This is a genomic window from Streptomyces sp. G45, from assembly GCF_049542095.1.
Lineage (GTDB): Bacteria > Actinomycetota > Actinomycetes > Streptomycetales > Streptomycetaceae > Streptomyces.
This window is the reverse complement of the sequence record NZ_JBMUZU010000002.1, coordinates 1-19,881: the sequence shown is the minus strand read 5'-3', so window position 1 is coordinate 19,881 and position 19,881 is coordinate 1. Positions and strand designations below refer to the sequence as shown.

16 protein-coding genes and 1 pseudogene are annotated in these 19,881 nt (G+C 71.8%); 8 read left to right on the top strand and 9 right to left on the bottom strand.

What is annotated here, in order from left to right:
• Positions 1–126 precede the first annotated feature (126 nt).
• Entirely contained in the window at positions 127–1,320 is a 1,194-nt protein-coding gene (locus ACOBQU_RS39005) for an acyl-CoA dehydrogenase family protein (protein ID WP_423635109.1), read from the top strand.
• 96 nt (positions 1,321–1,416) lie between these two features.
• Here the strand turns inward: ACOBQU_RS39005 and rfbB are convergent, their stop codons facing one another.
• Entirely contained in the window at positions 1,417–2,391 is a 975-nt protein-coding gene (gene rfbB, locus ACOBQU_RS39000; protein WP_423635107.1) for a dTDP-glucose 4,6-dehydratase, read from the bottom strand.
• The gene (locus ACOBQU_RS38995) at positions 2,388–3,395 is read right to left on the bottom strand and encodes a glucose-1-phosphate thymidylyltransferase (RefSeq protein ID WP_423635105.1); all 1,008 of its coding nucleotides are present in this window, start codon (positions 3,393–3,395) and stop codon (positions 2,388–2,390) included. The genes rfbB and ACOBQU_RS38995 overlap by 4 nt, the downstream gene beginning before the upstream one ends.
• A 280-nt stretch (positions 3,396–3,675) precedes the next feature.
• On the opposite strand from ACOBQU_RS38995, the gene ACOBQU_RS38990 reads away from it, so the two are divergent.
• Positions 3,676–4,089 (top strand): SgcJ/EcaC family oxidoreductase, encoded by a 414-nt coding sequence (locus ACOBQU_RS38990; RefSeq protein ID WP_423635103.1) that lies wholly within the window; start codon positions 3,676–3,678, stop codon positions 4,087–4,089.
• 98 nt (positions 4,090–4,187) lie between these two features.
• Here ACOBQU_RS38990 and ACOBQU_RS38985 read toward each other — a convergent pair whose 3' ends face one another.
• Positions 4,188–5,423, bottom strand: coding sequence for a methyltransferase domain-containing protein (locus ACOBQU_RS38985; protein ID WP_423635101.1), 1,236 nt, complete (start codon positions 5,421–5,423; stop codon positions 4,188–4,190).
• Between the two features lie 291 nt (positions 5,424–5,714).
• Between ACOBQU_RS38985 and ACOBQU_RS38980 the strand changes: the two genes are divergently transcribed.
• The 3 genes from ACOBQU_RS38980 to ACOBQU_RS38970 all read left to right on the top strand — a co-directional run bounded on the left by ACOBQU_RS38980 (position 5,715) and on the right by ACOBQU_RS38970 (position 7,836).
• Positions 5,715–6,386: a MerR family transcriptional regulator gene (locus ACOBQU_RS38980; protein ID WP_423635591.1), complete on the top strand. Its 672-nt coding sequence runs from the start codon at positions 5,715–5,717 to the stop codon at positions 6,384–6,386.
• A 79-nt stretch (positions 6,387–6,465) separates the two neighbouring features.
• The gene (locus ACOBQU_RS38975; protein ID WP_423635099.1) at positions 6,466–7,026 is read left to right on the top strand and encodes a cysteine hydrolase family protein; all 561 of its coding nucleotides are present in this window, start codon (positions 6,466–6,468) and stop codon (positions 7,024–7,026) included.
• 63 nt (positions 7,027–7,089) lie between these two features.
• Positions 7,090–7,836 carry a phosphotransferase gene (locus ACOBQU_RS38970; RefSeq protein ID WP_423635098.1) on the top strand — a complete coding sequence of 249 codons (747 nt, stop codon included), beginning with the start codon at positions 7,090–7,092 and terminating at the stop codon, positions 7,834–7,836.
• A 52-nt stretch (positions 7,837–7,888) separates the two neighbouring features.
• On the opposite strand, the gene ACOBQU_RS38965 is transcribed toward ACOBQU_RS38970, so the two are convergent.
• Positions 7,889–8,275 (bottom strand): hypothetical protein, encoded by a 387-nt coding sequence (locus ACOBQU_RS38965; protein WP_423635096.1) that lies wholly within the window; start codon positions 8,273–8,275, stop codon positions 7,889–7,891.
• A gap of 120 nt (positions 8,276–8,395) precedes the next feature.
• Positions 8,396–8,791: a hypothetical protein gene (locus tag ACOBQU_RS38960; RefSeq protein ID WP_423635094.1), complete on the bottom strand. Its 396-nt coding sequence runs from the start codon at positions 8,789–8,791 to the stop codon at positions 8,396–8,398.
• A gap of 462 nt (positions 8,792–9,253) precedes the next feature.
• Here ACOBQU_RS38960 and ACOBQU_RS38955 point away from each other — a divergent pair, with 462 nt between their 5' ends.
• Entirely contained in the window at positions 9,254–12,877 is a 3,624-nt protein-coding gene (locus ACOBQU_RS38955; RefSeq protein ID WP_423635589.1) for a hypothetical protein, read from the top strand.
• 288 nt (positions 12,878–13,165) lie between these two features.
• Here the strand turns inward: ACOBQU_RS38955 and ACOBQU_RS38950 are convergent, their stop codons facing one another.
• A complete protein-coding gene (locus tag ACOBQU_RS38950; protein WP_423635092.1) occupies positions 13,166–13,564 on the bottom strand; it encodes a hypothetical protein in 399 nt (132 codons plus the stop codon).
• Positions 13,565–14,400: 836 nt separating this feature from the next.
• Complete coding sequence (locus ACOBQU_RS38945; RefSeq protein WP_423635090.1) at positions 14,401–15,444, bottom strand: saccharopine dehydrogenase family protein; 1,044 nt, start codon at positions 15,442–15,444, stop codon at positions 14,401–14,403.
• A gap of 209 nt (positions 15,445–15,653) precedes the next feature.
• Between ACOBQU_RS38945 and ACOBQU_RS38940 the strand changes: the two genes are divergently transcribed.
• Both ACOBQU_RS38940 and ACOBQU_RS38935 read left to right on the top strand, forming a co-directional pair.
• The gene (locus ACOBQU_RS38940; protein WP_423635088.1) at positions 15,654–16,589 is read left to right on the top strand and encodes a helix-turn-helix domain-containing protein; all 936 of its coding nucleotides are present in this window, start codon (positions 15,654–15,656) and stop codon (positions 16,587–16,589) included.
• 215 nt (positions 16,590–16,804) lie between these two features.
• Positions 16,805–17,080: a cold-shock protein gene (locus ACOBQU_RS38935; protein WP_423635086.1), complete on the top strand. Its 276-nt coding sequence runs from the start codon at positions 16,805–16,807 to the stop codon at positions 17,078–17,080.
• A gap of 86 nt (positions 17,081–17,166) precedes the next feature.
• Here the strand turns inward: ACOBQU_RS38935 and ACOBQU_RS38930 are convergent, their stop codons facing one another.
• Together ACOBQU_RS38930 and ACOBQU_RS38925 are read right to left on the bottom strand one after the other, a co-directional pair.
• A complete protein-coding gene (locus ACOBQU_RS38930; protein ID WP_423635084.1) occupies positions 17,167–19,500 on the bottom strand; it encodes a tetratricopeptide repeat protein in 2,334 nt (777 codons plus the stop codon).
• Between the two features lie 37 nt (positions 19,501–19,537).
• Positions 19,538–19,687: pseudogene (locus ACOBQU_RS38925) on the bottom strand (universal stress protein); the annotation flags it as partial.
• Positions 19,688–19,881: the final 194 nt, after the last annotated feature.

Sequence of the window (19,881 nt, the reverse complement as noted above, 5' to 3'; positions counted from 1 at the left end):
CCAGGCCACCCCGGGGGCCCGGGCGGGACGCGGTCAGGACGCAATCCTGAAGATGCGCCCGCGCGGGCCCCGGTGCCACGCTCGAAGCGGTTCATCCGGATCTCTTCACGCGAGAAAGAGGACACGGTGCTGACGGCTGAGACGACGACAGGGACTCCCACACGGGAACAACTAGTGAGCAAGGCCTCGGCGTTGGCCACCACGGTGCGCGAGCACGCCGACTGGTCCGAGGAGAACCGCCGCATCCACGACGACACCGTCCAGGCCCTCGCCGACGCCGGGGTCTTCCGCATGCGCGCCCCCGCCCAGTACGGCGGCCTCCAGAGCGACACCCGCACCCTGTGCGACGTGGCGACGGAACTCGGCCGCGCCGACGGCTCCACCGCCTGGACCGCCGCCGTCTACTGGATCCCCACCTGGATGGCCGGACTGTTCCCCGACCCCGCCCAGGCGGAGGTCTTCGCCACCCCCGACGTACGGGTCTGCGGCACCCTCAGCCCCACCGCGACCGCCGCCCCCGCCGACGGCGGCATCGTCGTCGACGGCCGCTGGAACTTCATCACCGGCGCCCTGCACGCCCACTGGCAGATCGTCGTCGCCGTCCTCGCCGGAGGCGGCGGTGACCCCATGCCGGTCATGGCCCTGGTGCCCATGGCGGACCTCACCGTCGTCGACGACTGGCACACCGCGGGCCTCAAGGGCACCGGCAGCGTCAGCACCATCGCCGAGCACCTCTACATCCCCCAGCACCGCGTCCTGCCGCTCGGCGCGGTCCTCACCGGCCAGTCCGCCTCCGAGGCCAACGCGGGCCAGGCCCTCTACCGGGCCCCGCTGCTGCCCGTCGCCGCCGCCTCCTCGGTGGGCCCCGTCCTCGGCATGGCCAAGGGCGCCCTGGACGCGTTCCTCGCCCGACTGCCCGAACGCAAGATCACGTACACGGCGTACGAGCGCCAGAGCGAGGCCCCCCTGACGCACCACCAGGTCGCGGCCGCCGCCCTGCGCGTCGACCAGGCCGAGTTCCACGCCCACCGCCTCACCACGCAGGTCGACACCAAGGCCGCCGAGGGGACCGAGTGGACGCTGCCGGAGCGGGTCAGGGCCCGCGCCGACATGGGCGAGGTCTGCCGCCTCGCCAAGGAGGCCGTCGACCTCCTCAACACCGCGAGCGGCGCCTCCTCCATCCGCCTGGACGTCCCCATCCAGCGCTTCCAGCGCGACGTCCAGGCCGTCACCCTGCACGCCCTGATGCACCCCGACACCAACGCCGAACTCTACGGCCGCGTCCTGTGCGGCCTCGAACCCAACACCCTTTACCTGTAAGCACTGTGACGCCCCGTCAGTCAACGCTGACGGGAACGCCGGTGGGGGTGGCGGACAGGTCCTCTGTCCGCCACCCCCACCGGCGTTCCCAGCCCCTCACCGCGCCCGGTACTTGACCTCCTTCCACCACTCGGCGTGCCCGTGGTACCAGGCCACCGTCTCGGCCAGACCGGCGGCGAAGCCCACGCGCGGCGCGTACCCCAGCTCCTCGCGGATCCGCGAGTCGTCCAGGGAGTAGCGCCGGTCGTGCCCCGCCCGGTCGGCCACATGACGCACCAGCGACCGGTCACCGCCGCACAGCCGCAGCAACTCCTCGGTGACCGCCAGGTTCGACTGCTCGCTGCCGCCGCCCACGTTGTACACCCGCCCCGGCCGCCCCCGGTCCAGGACCAGCTGGATCGCCCGGCAGTGGTCGTCGACGTGCAGCCAGTCCCGCACGTGGTGCCCGTCGCCGTACAGCGGCAGATCCAGGCCCTCCAGCAGGTTCGTGATGAACAGCGGGATGAGCTTCTCCGGATGCTGGAAGGGCCCGTAGTTGTTCGTGCACCGCGTGACCCGCACATCCAGGCCGAACGACCGGTGGTAGGCCCGCGCCATCAGGTCCGATGCCGCCTTCGACGCCGCGTACGGGGAGTTCGGCAGCAGCGGCGACTCCTCCGTCCACGACCCCTCGGCGATCGACCCGTACACCTCGTCCGTCGACACGTGCACCACCCGCTCCACACCCGCCTCCAGACAGCTGCTCAGCAGCGTCTGCGTGCCCCCCACATTGGTGCGCACGAACGGGTCGGCCGAGTCCAGCGACCGGTCGACGTGCGACTCGGCGGCGAAGTGCACCACCGCGTCGTGCCCCGGCAGCAGCTCCCGCAGCAGCGCCCGGTCGCAGACGTCCCCCTCCACGAACTCAAGGCGCGGATGCGCCGCCGGGATGTTGCCCCGGTTCCCGGCGTACGTCAGCGCGTCGAGCACCGTGACCCGGGAGTCCTCCCACCCCGCGTAGCCCCGCCCCAGCAGCGTCCGCACATAGTGCGACCCGATGAACCCGGCCCCGCCCGTCACCAACAGCCTCATGCCCGCTCCTCACCCCCCGCGGCCACCGGCACCGCCCCGGCCGACGGCCGGGCCCCGGGCAGCACGGCCGCGGGACCGAACAGCGCGCCCCGCGCCCACGACGGCCCCTGGAGCAGCGTGCCGTCCACGATGATCGCGTCGGCCACGTCGACCGTACGCAGCCGGGAGCGCGCCCCCACGGCCGTGTACGGGCCGACGAAGCTGTCCTCGACCCGGGCGCCGGGCCCGATGACCACCGGCCCCTCGACGCGGGAGCGCACCACGCGGGCCCCCGGACCCACCCGCACCGGCCCGCGCACCACGCTCACCTCGTCGACGCCGCCCGCCGCGCCACCGCCCGGGGTGTCGCGCAGCCCGTCCAGGAGGTGCCGGTTGGCGTCCAGGAGGTCCTCGGCGCGGCCGGTGTCCCTCCAGTACCCGCGGTACTCGCTCCAGCCGACGTCCGCCCCCCGGCTCAGCAGCCACTGCACCGCGTCGGTGATCTCCAGCTCGCCCCGCGCGCTCGGCCCGATGGCGGCCACTGCCCGGTGCACGGCGGACGTGAAGAAGTAGGCCCCCACCAGGGCGAGATCGCTCGCGGGCCGCCGCGGCTTCTCCACAAGCCGCCGCACCCGGCCCGCCGCGTCGACCTCCACCACGCCGAAGTCCCGCGGATCGTCGACCTTCCGCACGACGACATGGGCGGCGGGCCGCTCCCGCCGGAACCGGTCCGCGATGCCCGCGACACCGTCCGGCAGCAGATTGTCCCCCAGGAACATCGCGAAGTCGTCGTCCCCCAGAAAGGGCCGCGCAAGCCGCACGCAGTGCGCGAGCCCGCGCGGCCGGTCCTGCCGCAGATACGTGACGGCGGCCCCGAACCGCGACCCGTCGCCGACGACCCGCCGGATCTCCCGCTCCCAGTCGCCCACCACCATCCCGATATCGGTGACCCCCAGGTCCCGCACGTTCTCCAGAACGTAAGCGAGCACCGGCCTGTTCGCGACGGGAATCAACTGCTTCGGCATAAAGCTGCTCAGGGGGCGCAATCGGGAACCCGACCCCCGGCCAGAACCAGAGCCTTCATGAAGACGCTCTCCTCCCTCTGCCGAGGGCGTGCCATCGGTGATTTCCCCATCGTCGCCAGCGGCTCGACGGCCCCGCATCTCCCAGAATGCGGAGGATTCACCGCAATTCAGAAGATGCGCGAAAGCCAAAGCCATTGCGACGCTCGAAAGACAAAACCCGGAAGACACCACACACAGAAATCACCAAGCGAACCATCCGACCATGAAAAGGGGAGCAGACATGGCACCGACGACCACGGGCCCGTCCGACGCGGACAAGGCGGCGGTGGCGGCCGTACCCGGACGGATCGTCGCCGCCTGGGCGGACCACGACGACGCGGCCTTCGCCCAGGTGTTCACCCCGGACGGAACGATGATCCTGCCCGGCGTGTTCAAGAAGGGACAGGACGACATCCGCGCCTTCATGGCCGAGTCGTTCGCGGGCCCCTTCAAGGGCACCCGCGTGACCGGCGACCCCCTCCACCTCACGTTCCTCAGCGACAGCTGCGCGCTGCTCATCACCCGCGGCGGCGTCCTCGCCCCCGGCGAGAGCGAGGTGGCCCCCGAGCGGGCCATCCGCGCCACCTGGACCGTCGTCAAGGACCAGGGGACCTGGCACCTGGCCGCCTACCAGAACACCCCCGCCCACACCTGACCCCCACCCCACCCCACGCCCGCCCGCACACACGGCGGGGAGCAGGCCGAGACCCCAGGCCCGCTCCCCGCCGACTGCCGTACGGACGCCCCCGCCCCCTACACGACGTGGACGTCCGGCACGTACAGGATCCACCGGCCGCCCTGCTCGCTGAACCGCCGCTCCTTCGCCATGATCTCCTCCGCGTGGTTCCAGGCGAAGAGCACCGCGTACTGCGGATACGGGGCGGCGAACACCTCGGGCGGCCGCACCGGAATGTGCGAACCGGGCGTCACCAAGTGCTGCTTCACCCGCGTCGAGTCGCAGATGTACGCGACCGACTCCGGCCCGATGCCGCAGTAGTTGAGGACGGTGGCGCTCTTCGACGTCGCCCCGTACCCCGCGACGGTGCACCCCTGCGCGCGCAGCTCCCGCAGCAGCGCCACCAGGTCCGTACAGATCCGCTCGGTGTCGTCGGCGAACCGCCGCAGCGTCGCGATGTCCCCCAGGCCCTGCGCCTCCTCGCGGGCCAGCAGCTCCCCGACGGACGGGCGCACTGCCCGGCTGCCGGGCCGGGCCAGGGTGTAGCGCAGCGAACCGCCGTGCACCGGCAGGCGCTCCACGTCCACCAGCTCGAACCCGAAGCGCACCGCGGCCGCCCGCACCGAGCGCGCGGTGAGCAGGTAGTAGTGCTCGTCGTAGATCTGGTCGAACGCGGTGCGCTCGACGATGTCCCCCAGGTAGCGGTCCTCGAAGACGAACGCCCCGTCGGGAGCGAGCAGCGCGTCGACGCCCTTCAGCACCGAGTCGAAGTACGCGAGATGGCTGATCGTGTTGGCGGAGAAGATCAGGTCGGCGGGCCCCTCCTCGTCGCGGATGGCCGCCGCGGACGCCTCGTCGAAGAACGCCACGCGCACGTCGATGCCGCGCCGCCGCGCGACCTCGGCCGCGCCCGCCGACGGATCGACGCCCAAGTGCCGTACGCCCCTCCTGCGCAGCGTCTCCAGCATCACCCCGTCGTTGCAGCCGATCTCCACGACGAACGGGTCACGACGGCCCAGTTCCCCCTCCACGAGCCCCACCGCGGTCCGCTCGAAGTGCTCCCGCACGAACCGCGACTCCGAGGACCGGTACGGATACCCGGAGTGGAACATGACGCCCCGCGGCACCTCGTGCAACTGCTGAACCATCGAGCACGCGGAACACAGCCCCATCGCGAGGTCGTAGAACACCTCACCCGCCGTGTCCGCCGGATCGACGAAGGCGTTCGACACGGGCTGCCGCCCGAAGTCAATGAACGTGCGTACGTCGCTCCCACACACCCGGCAGCCGGATATTCCCACCGATTCGTTCATGGCACCCATCATGAGAAAGAGGATGGAACACCTCCCCGGGCCCCCTCATCTTCCGCCGTGCCTTCCTGCCCTTCCCTCTCGCCGAAAGCGGCCCCGATCCCCGAAAGCGCCCCCGAAAACACCGCAACCTGAAAGATGCCCCCTTACCCCACCCCCTGACAGCATCCACCCCAACCACCTGCTCACGATCCACCTGCTTCACAATCCACCCGCTCACGATCCACCCGCTCACGATCCCCCCGACCGAGACCCATCCGCTCGTTCCCGACCGGAGGCGCAGCCCGCGTGAGGATGGCCGAACTGAGCCGACGCAGCGGAGTGCCCGTAGCAACGATCAAGTACTACATCCGGGAGGGCCTGCTCCCCGCCGGAGACCGCACCGCGCCCACCCAGGCCGAATACGGCGAACACACCCTGAGGCGCCTGCGCCTGGCGCGCGCACTGATCTGCCTCGGCGGGCTCTCCGTGGCCGAGGCCGCCGACGTGCTCAGCGCCATCGACGAAAGGGGCACCACCCCCTCGGCCGCGGCGGCGGCCCGCTCCACGGTGCCGCCCGCCGTGGCCGCACACCCGCCACCGGAGGACACGTACCTCACCGAGGCCCGCGCGCTGTGCGACGCCGCGGGCTGGACGACCCCGCCGGACAGCCCGCACCTGCGCTCCCTGGCCACCGCGCAGCAGGTCCTGAACACCCTGGGCGCCACCTGGACCGCCCAGGAGCTGCTGCCCTACGCCAGGCTCGCCCACGCCACGGCCCGCATCGACCTGGCCCGCATCGACCTTGACCGCGAGGCGCCCCCCGCACCGGCCCTGACCGCCGCCGAACACGCCGTGATCCAGACCGTGCTCCTGGAACCCGTCCTCGCCACGCTGCGCCGCCTGGCCCAGGACCACGAAGAGGCCACCCGCACCGACCGCGAGGACGGCCCCACCCAGGCGCGCCCCCTCCGCCCCACCGCATAGGATCCGAACACCAGAACCCGCCCGCGAAATCGCCCGCGAACTCGCCCTGGAACCCGCCCGGAACCGGCCTGGAGACCACATGAACAGCGCCCTCCTCGTGATGGACGTACAACAGGCCATCGTGGACGCCGTCGACGACGGCTCCGGATACCTGTCCCGCGTACGCAAGGCGATCGACGCGGCCCGAGCGGCGGACATCCCCGTGATCTACGTCGTCATCGCGCTGCGCCCCGGATTCCCCGAAGTCGGCACCCACAACAAGCCCTTGGCCGCCATCGCACAGGCGGGCCTCTACGTCGAGGGCGCCCCGGGCACCGAGATCCACCCCGAGGTCGCGCCCCGGCCGGGCGACGTGGTGGTCACCAAACGACGGGCGAGCGCGTTCTCGGGCAGCGACCTGGACGTGGTCCTGCGGGCCCGCGGCATCGACCACCTCGTCCTGACCGGCATCGCCACCAGCGCCGTCGTCCTGTCCACGGTGTGCCAGGCCAACGACCTGGACTTCGCCCTCACGGTCCTCCCCGACGCCTGCCTGGACCCCGACCCCGAACTCCACCGCGCCCTGGTCGACCGCCTCTTCCCCCAGTGGGCGAACGTCACCCCGGTCGACGACTGGATCAAGACGACCACCCCGCGCTGACGCCCCGCCCGTACGCCATAAACGGGGCGACATCGGCGATCACCCCCGGGATACTGGGCGCCCATGGACGAGGTCAATGTCGTCGTCGCCCACTCCGAGCGCGCCACCCTGCGCGTCGGCGACGTGTTCCTGAAGGTGGACGCCGATCAGACGCGCGTCGACGTCGAGGTCGAGGCGATGGCCCTGGCGCCGGTCCCGGCCCCGCGGGTCCTGTGGCGCAAGCCGCCGGTGCTCGCGCTCGCCGCGCTGCCGGGGACGGCGCTCGGCCGCCTCGGCGAGCCGTCGACCGCGTCCCCGCGGGCGTGGGCCGCGGCCGGAGCCGCCCTCCGGGAGCTGCACGAGGCGCCGCTGCCGCCCTGGCCCGGCCGACGCCGCCGCGACCCCGAGGAACTGGCGGCGGAACTCGACGGCGAGTGCGAGGCGCTCGTGGCGAACGGCCTCCTGCCCGCCGACCTGGTCACCCGCAACCGCCAGGTCGCCGAGGCCGCGCTCCGCCCGTGGACTCCGGCGTTCACGCACGGCGACCTGCAAGCCGAGCACGTCTTCGTCGACGGCGACCGGGTCACCGGCATCCTCGACTGGTCCGAAGCGGGCCGGGGCGATGCCCTGTTCGACGTCGCCACCCTCACCCTCGGCCACCAGGAGCACCTCGACGACGTCCTCACCGGCTACGGCACCGACGCCGACGTCGACGTGATCCGAGCATGGTGGTCCGCGCGCAGCCTGCTGGGCGTCCGCTGGCTCATCGACCACGGCTTCGACGCGTTCGCACCGGGCTGCGAGGTCGACGTACTGAAATCGAACATGTAGGGCCACGCTACCGCCGAACCCGCCGTGTCCGCCGTGGCCGTCGGGTGGCCCGTCAGCAGGGGGCGATGTACCGCACAGGGCTCCCGCCGCCGAGCGGCGAACCGTAGGGGGCTCCGGGCGTGGTGTAGATGAGCTGCTTGTTCCTGTCGTACAGCTTCGTCCTGGTTCCCCGGGACATGTTGTTGTACCAAGAGCCCCGGTTGACGACGTCGGGGACCTCCCGCAGGGAGCAGTCGGTGAACGTGGCCAGCAGGTCCTTGTAGTCGGGCCTCTTGTACAGGCAGAGGGCACCGTACGGGCAGTCCGCCGGGGCGGCGGCACCGCGTTGCGGGGCGGTCCGCGCCGGAACCGAGGCGGACGTGGCGAGGACGCCGCCGACGGCCACCGCAGTGGCCGCCAGCGCCATGACCGCGCCACGGCCGAACGCCGTGTGGTACATGACGGGACTCCTTGGTGTCGGTGTGTCGAGGGAAGACCCGCACGGAGCCTTCGAGCACAGGCCTCGCGGCGCCGGGCCCGCGCTGCGCCGTAGCTCAGCGCGGGCCCGCCAGGTGGTCCGTCAGCAGGCGTCGACGTACCACACGGGACCCCAGTCACCGTGGGAGTCGGACGAAGGGGCTCCGGGCGTGGTGTAGATGAGCTGCTTGTTCTTGTTGTACATCTTCGCCTTGGTTCCCCTGGTCTGGTTGTTGTACCAGGAGCCGCCGCTGTTGAGCCCGTCGGGGATCTCCTGCATGTAGCAGTCCTTGTACCGGAACGCCAGGCGCTTGAAGTTGGCGTCCTTGTACCCGCAGAAGTAGCCGTACGGACAGTCTGACGGGGCCGCGGCGGCGCTGCCGCGCTGCGCGGTGGGCTGCGCCGGGGCCGAGGCGGACGCGGCGAGGACGCCGCTGGCCGCCAGCGTGGTGGCCGCCAGCGCCATGACCGCGCCGCGGCCGAACTGTGTGCTTCGCAAAGTGGAACTCCTTGGTGTCAGCGGTCAGAAGACAGACCCTCGTGCCGGTGGTCCCGCGTCCGGCCTCGTACCCGAGGCGCGCCGGGCGCCCGCCCTCCGCCATGTGTGTGGTGCCGGTGCCCGGAGAGGCCGCAGCCCGGCCGGGCACACCCCCGTTTGTGCACCCCGAGGGGAGGGCCGGAGCGCCTGAGGCGGTCCGGCACCGATTTCACCTCGCCGGGGCGTTTTTCATCAGCCCAGGTCGGTGGGGGTGAACAATCGGGTTCCGGCCGGGCGGAGGAACCAGGGATGGCCAACGGGTGGCTTGTCCGGCTTGTACCGGATCCGTAGCGTGACCCGGAAAGATCATCCGGATGTCGGGGGAATCAGGATGGGGCGCAGGGAGAAGCCGGTCGACCCGGCGGCGGGGCCGGTGGCGCGGTTCGCGGTGGAGTTGCGCAAACTGCGCGACGAGGCCGGGGGATCACCTACCGGGTACTGGCCGAGCGCACCGGATACTCGATCACCGCGCTGTCCCAGGCCGCCGCGGGGGACAAACTCCCCTCCCTGGACCTCACGCTCGCCTACGCCACGGCCTGCGGAGGCGACGAGCGGGACTGGCACCGGCGCTGGCACACGGCCCTCCGCGAGCAGAGCGAAACCACCGCCGCCGACGAGGACACCGCCAAGGCGCCCTACCGCGGCCTCGCCCGGTTCGAGACGGCCGACGCGCCGCTGTTCTTCGGCCGGGACCAGCTGACCGGCCACCTGTCACGGCTCACCCGACAGCACCCGGTCACGGTGGTCTTCGGCCCGTCCGGCAGCGGCAAGTCCTCCCTCCTGCGAGCCGGACTCATCCCGCGCCTGCGCACCACCGAGGACGACGGGCCGCGCCCGGCGGCGATCCGCGTCCTCACCCCCGGCGCACACCCCCTGCGCACCCACGCCAAGACCCTGGAGCCCGCGGCCGGGCACGGAGAGACCTGGCTGGTGGTGGACCAGTTCGAGGAGGTCTTCACCCTCTGCCAGGACCCCGCCGAGCGGACCGCCTTCCTCACCCGCCTGCTGGCCGCCCGACACCCCGAGCACCGACTGCGCGTCGTACTGGGGGTACGGGCCGACTTCTACGCCCGCTGCCTGGAACAGCCCGGCCTGGACACGGTCATCCGGGAGGCGAGCCTGCCGGTCGGACGCATGACACCGGCCGAACTGAGAGAGGTCATCGTCAAACCGGCCGCGGCCGAAGGCCTGATCGTCGAACGCGCGCTGACCGCGCGTCTCATCGAGGAAGTGGGGGAGGAGCCGGGGGCACTGCCCCTGCTGTCCCACGTGCTGCTGGAGACCTGGCGCCGACGCCGCGGCCGGGCGCTGACCACGCAGGCGTACGAGGCCACGGGCGGCCTGCACGGCGCCATCGCCCAGACCGCCGAAGACTGCTACACCCGACTGGCGCCCGCCCAGACCGAGACGGCCCGGCGCATCCTGCTGCGCCTGATCACCCCCGGCGAGGGCACCCCGGACACCCGCCGCCCCATCGACGTCAGCGAACTGGAGGAAGACCGGCACGCCGACACCCGCACGGTGCTCGACCTGCTGTCCCGCGCCCGCCTGATCACCCTGGAGGACAGCACCGTCGACCTGGCCCACGAAGCGCTGATCACCGCCTGGCCCCGGCTGCACGGCTGGATCGAGGAGGACCGCGAACGCCTGCGCGCCCACCGCCGCCTGACGGACGCCGCCACGGCATGGGCCGAACTCGACCACGACCCGGGCGCACTGTACCGAGGAACCCGCCTGGCCACCGCCGAAGAACACTTCCCCCACCCCCACGGCCCCCTCACGGACCTGGAACAGGCCTTCCTGCACGCCAGCGTCACCGCCCGCGAACAGGAACGCCACACCGCCGCCCGCACCACCCGGCGGCTGCGCCGGTTCTCCATCGCCGTGTCCGCGCTGCTCGTCCTCGCCCTGACCGCGGGCGTCCTCGCCTGGCAGCAGAGCCGCGCCAGCGACCAGCAGCGCGCACGCGCGGTGGCCGCCCAGCAGACCGCCGTGTCCCGGCAGCTCGCCGCGCAGTCCTCCGCGCTGCTGGCCACCGACCCCGACCTGGCCTCCCTGCTGGCCGTCCACGCCTACCGCACCGCCCCCACCAGCGAAGCCACGACCAGCCTGTACGCCGCCGCGGACCTCGCCCGCCGGTACCGCCTGCCCGGCTACGCCCGCCCCGTACGCGTGGCGGCCTTCAGCAGGGACGGCCGCACCCTGGCCACCGCCGACAACAAGGCGGTGCGCCTGTGGGACACCGCGACCGGCACCCCCCGCCGCGCCCTCACCGGCGCCGAAGTCCCCGCGCTCGCCATGGCGTTCAGCGAGGACGGGCGCACCCTGGCCACCGCCGACATCTTCGAGGTCCGCCTGTGGGACACCGCGACCGGCAAGGTCCGTCACATCCTTCCCAGCTCCATCGAGTCCACCAACGCCGCGGCCGCGGTGGTGTTCAGCCCGGACGGGCACACGCTCGCCGTGGGTGAGGACGGAGGCCGGATGGAGCTGTGGGACACCGCCACCGGCAGGCTCCGCCGCACCCTCACCCGCCACGTCACGACCATGTCCGCGGTGGTGTTCAGCCCCGACGGCCGCACCCTGAGCACCGTCAGCGCCGCCGACAATGGTGACGACGGTGCCGGTGCCGGAGACGGCGAGGCGGTGCTCCAACGGTGGGACGTGGCCAGTGGGAAGGCGGACAGCAGCACCCTCACCGGCTTCGAGAGCTCGTTCTCCGTAGCGGAGTTCAGCCGGGACGGGCGCACCCTGGTCACCGCCGACATCGACGGAGTGGTACACCTGCGGGACGCCACCACCGGCAGGACCCGGCGCATCCCCACCGGTCACATCAGGGCGGTGTCCGCGGTGGCGTTCAGCTCCGACGGCAACACCCTGGCCACCGCCGACGAGAAGAGGGTGCGCCTGTGGGACGTCTCCAACGGCAGGCTCCGAGACACCCTGCCCGCCTCCGATGACGCCCCGCTCACGATGGCGTTCAGCCCGGACACGAACACCCTGACCACCATCGCCGACACCGGGACCGTGCGGGCGTGGGACGTCGCGGCGGGCCAGCCTCGCCGTGTCCTCGCCGGTCACACGGGAGAGGTGCCCGACGTGGCCTTCAGCCCCGACGGAAGCACCCTGGCCGCCGCTGACCGGGACGCCGTACGCCTGTGGGACGTGCCCCGCGGAAAGCTCCGGCGCACCCTGCGCGCACCCGGCGACGCCATGGTCGGAGGAATGGCCTTCAGCCCGGACGGAGACACACTCGCCGCCGGCGACGCCGACACCGTGCACCTGTGGGACACCGCGACCGGCAGAACACGCCGCACCCTCACCGGCCACGACGGATACGTGTCCGCAGTAGTGTTCAGCCCCGCCAAGAACCTCCTCGCCACCGCCGACCGGACCGCGGTGAGACTGTGGAACACGGCCGACGGGACGCTCCGGCGCACCCTGCCCTTCCCCGGCGAGCCCACGTACACGATGGCGTTCAGCCCGGACGGGACCACCCTGACAGCCGTCTCCGACGCGGGGACCGTGAAACTCTGGGACACCGCGACGGGCCGAGCCCGACGCACCCGCGACATCGGACCCGTGTCCGCGGCGGTCCTCAGCCCCGACGGCCGCACCCTCGCCGCCGAAAGCGTCAAACGCGACCAGGCGGAGACAGTACGGCTGTGGGACACCGCCACCGGAAAGCCCCGCCACACCCTCACCGGCCCCACGGACTCCGTCCACGCCATGGCATGGAGCAGAGACGGCCGCACCCTGGCCACCAGCGACGACACGGGAGTCATGCGCCTGTGGGACACCGCCACCGGCAAGGCCCGCCGCACCCTCACCGGCCAGAAGGGCCCCATGTTCGCGGTGGCACTCAGCCCCGACGGCCACACCCAGGCCACCAGCGGCTACGGAACCGTACAACTGTGGGACGGCGAACTACCCACCCCCGCCCAATCCATCCGCAAAATCTGCCAAGCCGTCCACCGAGACGTCACCCCCCAAGAACGCTCCCTCTACCTCCCCGACACACCGACCTGCCCTGTATGCCGCTCATGACGCCCACCTTTCCGACGCGGCATGCCGATCGGCGCGCCCCGGCCCCCCGCCACGTGGTCGGCCGACGCGTCAGCAAGGTCGAACAGGAGGCGCACCCGCCCGTGCTGCGGTGGTGGCGGTCGCGGGGACACCGGGTGAGGGCCTGTGTGGAGCCAGGGGTTCTGGGGTGCAGCGGGTGGAAGTCCGGGCAGGGCCCGGGCCCCAAAAGGAAGACGGTGCTGGGCACGCACCGGCGGGTGGGTGCCCACCACCGTCGGTGTGGCTGGTCGCCCGAGCGGCCAGCGGAGGTCAGACGAACGCGACCGCAGCGGCCCCGCCGAGCGCGGCCAGCACGTATGCCAGCGCCTCCTGCCAGCCCCTGAGTGGCTTCCTGTCGCCGCGTGTGCCGAGCAGCATGACGGAGTGGGCGGCGTATCCGGGAACCAGGACACCAAGGACACCCAGCAGGCTCAGCGTGCCGATGTTCCATTCCAGGTCGATTCCGCTGAGTACGGCTTTGGCGATCAGCGCCAGTGCGGCGATCGAGTACACCAGGCCGGGGCCGAGTCTGATGTCGTCCCGCTTGCGGGGCGGCGCCTCACCCTTCTTGTAGTGGCGCCAGTGCCGCCCTTCGGTGCCGAGGCGGGCGAGCAGCATGATGATGATCTCCGAGGCCAGAACGGCGACAGAGACGTGTTCCAGGGTCACGTGTCCCCTCAGACAGAGTCAGGTGCGGGCTTTCCGAAGTGCCAGAAGTGCCAGAAGTGTCAGGTGCAGGCGTGTGGACGGCGGCGGAGCGGCCCCTGTCGTTGGCCAGAACAGGCAGCATGGCGGCCTGGGCCTGGGCCTCGGCGTCGCCGGGATAGGCGGCCTAGGCGACCTGCTGCGCGCTGGGCGCGAAGGGAATCGCCGCGAGGAGCCACCTCAGCCGCCTGCGCCACGCCGCTGGTGGCGAAGACCGCACCAGCTGCGAGCGCGGAGACGAGCACAGCGGCGCGCCTCAACATGGTGCGGTCGACCGCGCTGTCGGACATGCGCCCGAAGTTCCCCTATCCCGCACTGCTTTTGGGCACGACGAAACAACCCCCAACCCCAACCTCCATCCCCCCACGTCTCGCATGACGTATGAGCGGAAAGGGACGCACGTACCCAGATGGTCAAGACCCACCCCACCACATCAAGATCACCACAGCTATGACGAAAGCCACACCATGGCTCCCCCTCTCCGCCAACCCGTCATGCGTACGGCAAACACCGCGAAAGCCCCTGCCAGGACCAGCACCCGCCACCGCCCCCAACCCACGAACGCCCAGCTCAAGCCACTCACTCGAAGCTGGCTGGACCCACAACCACCGCAGCAGGGGGACCGGGGTGATGAGAGCGCGCACGGCGCATGACCGATCGTGGCCCCGCTTTCCCAGGCGCAGGCGCAGGCCAAGGCGCAGGCGCGCGGCGTACGGGCAGCCGCCTTCCAGACGGTTCGGCTGCCCGCGGCGAAGACCAGCGAACCCGGCGCGCTCCTCGGCCACTTGCCGATGACCGCGTCAGCTGATCCGCTTCCCCGGAAGCAGGTCGACTGCGATATGCGGAACCAGCGCGCGCAGAAAGTCCGCCGCGTCGAAGACCTCCCCAGCCGAGGCAACACCGACGACCTTGGTACGGCCGGTCAGTACACGGTCGAGAGCCTCGACGACCAGGGGCGCGGTAACGGCGTAGATGTCCTGCCCGCTGGCAGTGACCCGGCGCTCGGCCCCGCCCGAACGCACCACCACATCGACGAGGAAGGTCTGGTCCGAGCGGCCGCTGGCGTCCACGGCGGCCGGGGCCGGAGTGTGGGGAGCGGCGATGTCACGGACCGCCTCGACGCTCATGTACGCGGTCACATCGGGGATGGACAGATGCTGGGGAACGGTGACGACGTCCGCCATGGTGAACTCCCCGACCACCTGCCGGGTCCCGATCGGATCCGGGAAGGCCCACTCCAGGGTGGGCGCGGCATCGGCCCGCCGCTCCCACTGCCCGCCGAGGTAGCGCAGCCGGTGGCCTCCGCGCCGCTCGCGGGAGACCGCGCCCGAGAGCCGGGTGCCAGCGGTGGGATGCCAACTGCTGAGCGCGTATGCGATATGGGCCTCGTCGGCCGCGGTCCACTCGCCCATCGCGGCGGTCACCAGCAGATCGCCGAGGCCGCCGAAGAAGGCCATGGCGGGAACGACCACCGCGCCCAGGCCCCGCGCCCGCTCGCGGTAGTGGGCGAAGGTGTCGAGATTGGCTTCGAGTTCGGCGGCGACGTCGAGGTACGGAATCCCGGCCCGCAGCGCGGCCTCGATCACCGGACCGGCGGTCGAGGCGAAGGGCCCGGCGCAGTTGACGACCGCCGCCACCCCCGCCAGGGCCCGGTCCAGCGAGGCCGGATCACCGGCCGACGCGATCCGCGCCTCAAGGCCGCGCTCGTCGGCCAGTTCCCGCAGAGCCCGCGCGTCACGCCCGGACGCGACAGGAACGAACCCGCGCGCGACCAACTCGGCGACCACGAACCGCCCCGTGTGCCCGTACGCGCCGAACACCGCCACCAACTGACCTGATCCCATGAGTTCCGCTCCTGTGCACGAGAAACACCGCCGCGCCGCTGGCCGACCGACTCCCGGACTCCCTGACTCACAGGCCCGCTGCCCCGCCAGCCCGCCAGCCCGCCAGCCCGCTGGTCGCCTACGACCTGCGACCTGCCCCCCCGCATCCTGTCCCCGCGACAACACCGCACACGAGTGTCGGAAACGACACGCCCCATACAGTTCCAGACATGCCCACAGTCGCGCTGGCCGTCACCGACGGCATGCTGCCCTACGAACTGTCCGTGGCCATCGAGGTCTTCGGCACCGACCTGACCCACCTCGTGGCCCCTTGGTACGACTTCACCCTGTGCGGGAACGGCCCGGTACGCGTCGGCCGCTTCCACCTCGAACCCGATCACGGGCTCGACCGCCTCGCCCACGCCGACACGGTGATCGTCCCCGGCTGGGCCGACACCGACCGCGAACCGCCCGCCGACCTGGTCGACGCCCTCCGCACCGCCCACACGGCTGGCGCCCGCGTGGCCTCGCTGTGCACCGGCGCGTTCATCCTGGGCGCGGCCGGACTGCTCGACGGCAAGCGCGCCACCACACACTGGGCCCACACACAGGAACTGGCCCAACGCCACCCGGCGGTCACCGTCGACCCGGACGTCCTCTACGTCGACAACGGCGACGTCCTCACCTCCGCGGGCAAGGCCGCCGCGATGGATCTCTGCCTCCACCTGGTCCGCCGCGACCACGGCTCAGCCGGTGCCAACAAGATCGCCCGCCGTCTGGTCACCCCGCCCCACCGCGACGGCGGCCAGGCCCAGTTCATCTCCACCCCCCTGCCCGCCCCGGACAACCACCCCCTGGCCGACCTCCTCCCTTGGGCACAGGAGCGCCTGAACCAGCCCCTCACCGTGGAAGACCTCGCCCGCCAGGCTGGCATGAGCTCCCGCCACCTCACCCGCCACTTCAAACACCTCACCGGCACCACACCCCTCAAATGGCTCCACACCCAGCGCATCCGCCACGCCCAGGAACTCCTGGAAACCACCACCGCGACCGTGGACACCATCGCCGCCGCCACCGGCATGGGAACCGCCACCACGCTGCGCCGCCACTTCCACCGCAGCGTGGGCGTCCCCCCGGACACCTACCGCCGCACCTTCCGGCCCTGACGCCTCGCCCAGCCGACACCACCCCTTTCCGGGGCTGCAAGGAGACCGCCAAACTCCCCACAGAAGCGCGCATTGCTCGCGGATGGCCCCGGTGATACGTTCCAGGTCGCCGATCACGGACTGCCTGACCAGCGGTTCGAAAGGCCTCCGCGACTCCAATAATGAATAATGGGGGGATTATGCCTGGCGCAGCCTCAGGTGAGGTGTTTTCAGGAGTGGTCAGCGAGTGGAACGTGGAAGAGGGCTGGGGGGTGCTGACCTCCCCACACCTTGCAGGCCCCGTATGGGCCCACTTCTCCAGCATCGACGCGGACGGATTTCGCGAACTGAGCGTGGGTGATTCCGTGGTCTTCTCCGTCGAAGAAGAAGAGCAGGACGGATACCACTGGCGTGCCGTACATGTCCGTACCGCAGGAACGAGGCCAAGACGCGGAAGCCGCGACGACGCCGACTCCGGCTACTCGTCCAGCCTGGACATCACCTTCGATTGACCCGAGCCACTGAGGCCGACGATTCCTGAAAGGAAAGTACGCCGACCAAAAGCCCCTCCCACACCCTGGAAACCCACCACCTCGCCTTAACGGGAACCGGGGGTGCGGCGAGGGCGGCGAGGACGGCCGGAGGACAGCGACAGCGGCAGCGACGCTGGTGCTGGCCGTGGCGCTGGCGCTGTTGTGAGCATGGTCGCGTACAGAGCGGACGCTGCTTCCTCCTCGGCACGGGCCTCCCGCGGCCTCCCCGTACGCCGCAGGAGCGCGCCGAGTTCCGCGCGGGTCTCGGCCTCACCGTGCCGATCCATGATCCGGCCGCGCAGGACGAGGGCTGTGCGGAAGTGCGCCTCGGCCTCGTCGAGGTGATCGAGAAGGGCGGCGGCGCAGCCCATGCCGTGGCGGGCCATGGCTGTGGTGTGGGGTTCGTGGATGTGCTCGGCGATGGCGGCGGCCGTCCGGAAGCAGTCCGTGGCCTCCGCGGCTTCCGCGGCTTCCGTGGGAGTGTGGCCGTGGAGGTGCGTCAGCCCCGTGGCGATCAGCCCCCAGGCCTGTCCGTGCGGATTGCCGAGGGCACGCGCGAGGTCCAGTGACTGCCGGGCGAAGTGCTGGCTGCCGGACAGGTCGCCTTGGTTCAGGGCGGTGAGGGCGAGTCCGAGTAGGCCGCTGGACTGGCAGTGCCGGTCGCCGAGTTCCCGGGACAGGCTGAGCCCCTGGCCCAGCAGGTGTGCCGCCCCATCGTCCCGCCGCAGCCGCAGGTACAGATACCCCAGCGACGTGAGTGCCCAGGCCTGGGTGGTGCGGCTCTCCGTGATTGCGCACAAGGCGAGTGCTTCGCGTAGCTCGGCTTCGCCTTTGTCGTAGTGGCCGGTGGCCCAGTGCACATATCCCAGCCGTTGCAGCACCACGGCCTGGCCCTGCTGGTCGCAGGTGTCCTGGTAGGCGGCCAGCGCGCGCCGGTATGTGTCCAGAGAGCGCTCGGGCTGTCCCAGATGCCACTGGGCGAGGGCGAGCCCGCTGCGAGCGAGGGCCTGCCCGCGCCGGTCGTGGGCCTGCTCGAACAGCGTGAGCGCGCGGCGGTGCTGCTCGGCGCAGGCTCGGTAGTCCCCGAAGAACCAGTGCGCCATGCCCAGCCTGCTGGTCTCCAGGGCGAGCCCGCGTACGTCCCCGAGCTCCCGGAACAGCGCGAACGCACGCCGGTGCTGCGCCGTGCTCCGCTGAGGCGTGGCGCCGGTGAACCAGTCGGCCAGGGCGAGTCCGGCCAGCGAGCGTGCCTGGCCGTGCCTGTCGTGATGCTCGCGGAACACGGTGAGGGCCTGGCGGTGCTGCTCGCGGCTGTCCAGGTGGTGTCCGCGCGCCGCGTGTGTCTGGCCGAGCGCGCAGCGCGCCCTGGCCACTCCAAGGGCGTCCCCGGCGGCCTGGGAGAGGGCAAGGGCGCGCTGGTGCAACTCTGCTGCTTCCTCGTGCCGTCCCAGAGCGCCATATACGGCACCGAGGTCGCGCAGGGCCTGGGCCTGGCCGTGGCGCTCGCCCGCCTGACAGGCCGCCTCCAGGCCGAGGTGCAGCCCGGCGAGGCTGTCCGTGCCGTAGGCGTGCAGGGCGAGGAAGGCGTGGGCTGCGGCGGCGAGGCGCTGGGTGCAGTCGTGCCAGCCGCGGCGGGCGGCCTCCTTGGTCACGGCGGTCAGGTTGGCGCGCTCGCGCTGCAGCCACCGCAGGGCTGCCGCGGGCCCGGTCTCGGGCTCGGCCCCGGCCGGGGCCAGAGCCGGGGCGGGTCCTTGGTCCGCCTGCCAGGGTTCGAGCTGTCGGCGCGCGGTTTCGGCGGTGTCGCAGTACCACCGTACGAGCCGCAGCAGGGCCGTGGAGCGCGCTTGCTGGGTGTCTTCGGCGTGGGCGCGGTCTCGTGCGTACAGGCGTAGCAGGTCGTGGTGGCGGTAACGCCCATGGGTGTAGCTGTGCAGCAGGTGCTCGTCGAGCAGGGCTTCCAGTCGGTCCTCGGCGTCGGTGCGGCTGGTGTTGAGCAGGGCCGCGGCTGAGTCCGGTGTGTAGTCGGTGCCGGGATGCAGGGCCAGCAGGCGAAAGGCCCTGCGCTGGGGTTCGGGCAGCGACTGGTACGACAACGTGAAGGCGGCCTCCACTGTCCGCCCGCCGACGGCAAGATGGCGCAGTCGGCTCTGGTCGGCTTCCAGACGGCGGGCCAGGTCCGCGATGGACCAGGACGGCCGGGTGCGCAGGCGGCGACCGGCGAGGGCGACGGCCAGGGGGAGGTGCCCGCAGAGTTCGGCGACGTGCAGCAGCGCGTCCTTGGAGCGGGATCGCTCCAGCGCTGGTGCCTGCGGCTGCTCGTGTTGCGTAACACGGTCGATCAGGGTGGTCGCTTCCTTGGGACTGAAGGGGCCAAGGCGCGCCGTCGCCGTTGGGCACATGCTCGTCGGTGGCGCCGAAGCCCGCCCGTACCAGGACCACCGGGGTGCGCGCGTGCGCCACCACCGCCATGGCCACCGATCCGGCCAGGAGACCGCCGAGGCCACCGAAGCCCTGGTTGCCGAGCACCAGCGTGTCGGCGGACTCCGCCCGTCCGCCAGCAGCGCGGGCACGGGCGGCCTGGCGGATCTGCTCGGGGTCCAGGGACAGTTGCGGGTAGCGCTCGCCCAGGGCGGTCCACCGTGCCCCGCAGGATCCGCCGCGCCCAGTACCGGCGGAACTCGAACTCGGGCAGGGTCACGGGTTCCTCGTCCTGGCGGCAGCCCCTCCCCAGGCGTGCGCCACGCGCAGCCGCAACCCGCGCCGCAGCGCTTCCCGGGCCG